We start from the raw sequence: 1,706 nt of genomic DNA, 5'->3' as shown, positions 1-1,706 counted from the left end.
CGGTGGCAGGTGCGGATGGTGTCGGCCTCGCTGACGAGGATCACCTCGTCCACGTACGACTCGTCCAGCAGCGGCGGACGGACGCCGGTGCCCAGGCCGGGGATCATGCGCCGGCCCGGGGTGTCCCCGAAGGTGACGGAACCCTCGCTGTCGATGGCGACGATGTGCACCGGCCTGTGCCAGCCGCGGAAGTAGCGGGCGCAGCCCATCAGCGTGCCGGTGGTGCCCGCCCCGACGAAGAGGACGTCGAGATCGGGGAAGCGGCGGGCGATGGCGGGAGCGGTGGTGCGGAAGTGCGCCATCTGGTTCTTGGGGTTGGTGTACTGGTTGAGCCACACATAGCGGTCGTCCGAGGCGCACAGCGCACGGACGTGGTTGAGGCGCGCGGCGAGCAGTCCCCCCTCGGGGGCGGGCTCGGTGACGATGTGGATCCGGCTGCCGAGGGCCTCCATGAGCAGCCGGGTGGGCAGATTGCACCGGGAGTCGGTCACGCACACGAACGAGTAGCCCTTGCTGGCCGCGATCACGCTCAGGGCCACGCCCAGATTGCCGGAGGAGGACTCGACGAGGATCGAGTCGCTGTGGAGACGGCCCTCGCGTTCGGCGGCCTCGACCATTTCGGCGGCGGCCTTGAGCTTGATGGACCCCGCGAAATTGAACCCCTCGCACTTGAGGAAGATCCGCCGGCCGACGATCTCCTCGAGATCGACATAGAGATCGTCCTGGTTGAAGGCCTGGGGGGTGGATATCACTGGCACGACTGCCTCCTGCTGTGCGGTGACCCGTCCGTGCCGCTCGTCCGTGATGCGGGCGGCCGACGGAGGACGCCGCCTGCCGGGGCGACTCCCTTGAGACCCCTCCAGTACGCGCGGCCGGCGCGACCGTGTCATGCCACCGGAATTCGGGACTTGACCGGCTGTGCCTTTTCGTATAGGCGCCCCGCCGGGGCCGGAATGCGGCGGGCGCGTTCTGCACGGGCAGGGTTCGGTCCTCCGCGCTGAGCGGCCGCCCGGCGGCATCACGCTCGCGGGGGCCTTTAGACCTGTTGATGCCGGATGTCAAGTAACGAGATTCAGCGGCATGACGCGGAGGGTGCCGGCCCGGTCCACTGGAGGGGCGGGCGTCAGGAATTCCGCTGTGAAAAGCCCGGCGCCGCTACGGGCGGGAAAAGCCCCCACCCGCGATCACACCGACGACACCGGAGCTCACATGGCCGGGAATTCCACCGATGCCCGGGCTGCCGCGCCCCCCGGCACTTCCCTGTGCCCCGACGAAAACGGCAGCGGCAGGACCGAGAACAGGTCCGCCGGCCGGTCCGCCGATCCGAAGGCTCGTGCCGTGCGGCTTCTGACGGAGGTGCTGGCCGACGTCGTGGGCGTGGAGCAGGTGTCGGCGGACCACCATTTCTTCCATGATCTGGGCGCGGACTCGCTCGTGATGGCCCGGTTCTGCGCACGCGTCCGCAAGCGGGCGGACCTGCCGTCCGTGTCGATGAAGGACGTCTACCGGCATCCCACGGTCGAGAGCCTGGCCGCCGCCCTCACCGGCCCCGGCGCCACGGCCCCGGCACCCGCGCCCCCCACGGCCGCCACCGGCGCGGCGACCACGGACGGCACGCCCGTGACCAGCGCCTCGACGGCCACCGTGCCGCCGAGCGGCGCGCCCGCTCCGGCGTCCGCCGCGGACGCCGCCCGGGCGGCGGACGA

The 1,706-nt window shown here is 71.1% G+C and carries 2 protein-coding genes; one reads left to right on the top strand and one right to left on the bottom strand.

The genetic code is table 11. The features are described 5' to 3' along the window. Positions 1-758: pyridoxal-phosphate dependent enzyme (locus tag CCN35_RS27040; RefSeq protein ID WP_245863549.1), on the bottom strand; the 758-nt coding region annotated here is incomplete at its 3' end. 580 nt (positions 759-1,338) lie between these two features. On the opposite strand from CCN35_RS27040, the gene CCN35_RS29845 reads away from it, so the two are divergent. Then, a partial coding sequence (locus CCN35_RS29845) for an acyl carrier protein (RefSeq protein WP_245863546.1) occupies positions 1,339-1,706 on the top strand: 368 nt, incomplete at its 3' end.

The organism is Streptomyces thermovulgaris (assembly GCF_002155915.1).
Taxonomy (GTDB): domain Bacteria; phylum Actinomycetota; class Actinomycetes; order Streptomycetales; family Streptomycetaceae; genus Streptomyces; species Streptomyces thermovulgaris.
Note: the sequence above shows the minus strand (reverse complement) of the source record. Positions and strands in the feature narration are given on the sequence as shown.